Here is a 2,162-nt window from a genome sequence, read left to right as displayed (position 1 = left end):
GCCGGGCGATGGCCGCGTCGATGCGCTCCAGCACCTCGGGGGGCACGCCCCGGCCGCAGAGGATGTGGCGCTGGCCCATGTCGGTGAGGTCCTCCAGGGGAATGGCGAGGAGGTCGTTTGCGTTCAGGCCTGCCAGGGAGGCGATCTCCTCGACCTCGGCGGAGCGGGCCAGGGTGTAGTCGAAGCGCCCGGCGGTCAGCATGCGCGCCTGGCTGGGGCGCTCGGGGGCCAGCTCCACCCGCGCGTTCGTCTCCCGCAGGATGCCCTCCACCTGCGCCCCGTAGGACCAGCCCCGCACGAGCCCTGCCCGGAGAGGCGATCCGGCCAGATCCCTCAGGGTCGTCTTGCCCTCCAGGGCCGGGCCGTCGCGGCGCAGGACCACGGCCATCAGGGGCGGATCCCTGTAGAAGGGGCTGCTGAAGCGGGCGAAGACCTCGCGCTCGGGGTTCCTGAACCAGCCGAAGCTGCACAGGGTGCTGTCGGGACGGCGCATCTCTTCGAGGATGCGTTGGGAGGGCATCTCCTGGAACTCGGGCTCCACGCCCGCATCCACGGAGATGGCTGCCGTGAGGTCCACCAGGATGCCCACGGCGCGTCCGTTCTCCGTGTGGTTGAAGGGAGGGCGTTCTGGGTAGGCGAAGACAAGGCGCTCGGCACGGGCGAAACCAGCCAGGACAAGAAGCGCCAGAACCGCCAACGAAAGCGGCTGGACGATGAAGCCGGAAGGGTCTGGGCTCGGCGGACGCACGATGATTGTCTCTCTCCAGTTGCAAAGTAGCGTTCTTTCGGGGGGCGCGCAAGCAGCAGGCCGACGGGTCTTGCCGGACGCCGCGAAATGCGGGAGGAAAGACGCGCGGTCACTTCCGTGCATCCCGCCTTCAGGAGTCCGAAATGCCCGTCATCCGTGTCCTCGCCGTCCTGGGAACGCTCTGCCTTCTTTGCGCCTGCGCAGGGGCACGCGCCCCGAAAACCGTCGTGACCGAGCGCCCCGACTGGGCGCGCCTCTTCCAGGAACGCGGCGTCCAGGGCACGCTGGTGCTCGAAAACGCCGACGGCAGCGCGCGCAAGGTGTTCGATCCGGCGCGCGCGGCCCGGGGCTACCTGCCCGCCTCCACCTTCAAGATCCCCAACGCGCTCATCTCCCTCGAGACGGGCGTGGTCTCCGGCCCCGACGCCGTGCTGCGCTGGGACGGCGTGAAGCGCTCCGCCGAGGCCTGGAACCGCGACCTGACGCTGCGCGAGGCCTTCGCCGCCTCCTGCGTGCCCTGTTTCCAGGGCCTGGCCCGGGCCGTGGGGCCGGAGCGCATGGGCTGGTGGCTGCGCGAACTGGGCTACGCCAACGCAGACATCAGCGCGGGCGTGGACGTGTTCTGGCTCCAGGGCGGCATGCGCATCAGCGCCCTGGAGCAGGTGGCCTTCCTGCGCCGCCTGAGGGAGGGCCGCCTGCCCTTCTCCGCGCGCGCCATGGACATGGTGAAGGACGTGATGCGCGTGGAAGAAGGACCCGGCTGGACCCTGCGCGCCAAGACCGGCTGGGCCGCCAGCACGGACCCCGGCACGGGCTGGTGGGTGGGCTGGCTGGAGAAGGGCGGGGAAACGTGGTTCTTCGCCCTGAACATCGACATGTCCGCCATGGCCCAGGCCCCGGCGCGCCAGGAGATCGTCAGGGCGGCGCTGCGCGGCGAGGGGCTGTTGTGAGGTCGCGCCGCTCCTTCCTGGGGCTGTGCGCGGCCCTGCCGTGCCTGGCCCTTACGCCCCGGGCGGCCCTCTGCGGGGTCTGGGAGGCTGCCCGGCGCCGGGAACTCCTGGAGGAATTCCGGGGCGTCAGCGAGGGGGCGGCCCAGTGGCTCGCGGCCACCGGACGCGGGGAGCGCGCACGGGCCGTTGCCGGAGATTCCCTCGCGGCCTTTCCGGCCCTCCTGGAGGCCGTGCCCGACATCGGCGGCCCGGACAACCGCAATCACGTCTATCTGGTGCAGTCGGCGTGGCTGGCGGCGCTCTGCCGGGGCATGGAGGCCTCCGGGCTCACCGCGCGCGACGCGGGCCACGCCCTCTACGCTCTGGCCGAGGCGGACCTGCGCGGTCAGGACCCGGCCGCCCTGCTGGCCCAGGGTTCGGCGGAGTTCTCGCCCCAGGCCCTGGGTTCCCTGCGCGCCTGGGCC

Annotated in this window: 2 protein-coding genes and 1 pseudogene; 2 read left to right on the top strand and 1 reads right to left on the bottom strand. The window is 71.8% G+C overall.

Features of this window, described 5'->3' with window-relative positions; translation table 11 throughout:
- On the bottom strand, nucleotides 1-748 hold a 748-nt coding region (locus ACV4UX_RS18835; RefSeq protein WP_491594818.1), incomplete at its 3' end, for a substrate-binding periplasmic protein.
- Nucleotides 749-891: 143 nt separating this feature from the next.
- On the opposite strand from ACV4UX_RS18835, the gene blaOXA reads away from it, so the two are divergent.
- Nucleotides 892-1,698, top strand: coding sequence for a class D beta-lactamase (blaOXA, locus tag ACV4UX_RS18830; protein WP_491594817.1), 807 nt, complete (start codon nucleotides 892-894; stop codon nucleotides 1,696-1,698).
- Nucleotides 1,695-2,162, top strand: a pseudogene (locus ACV4UX_RS18825) (L-2-amino-thiazoline-4-carboxylic acid hydrolase); the annotation flags it as partial. The gene blaOXA and the pseudogene ACV4UX_RS18825, both read left to right, overlap by 4 nt.

It is taken from the genome of Fundidesulfovibrio sp. (assembly GCF_058402725.1).
This window is presented reverse-complemented; position numbering and strand designations above follow the sequence as displayed.

Coding starts and splice junctions, on each gene's coding strand:
- blaOXA (WP_491594817.1), top strand. CDS start 892: ATGCCCGTCATCCGTGTCCTCGCCGTCCTGGGAACGCTCTGCCTTCTT.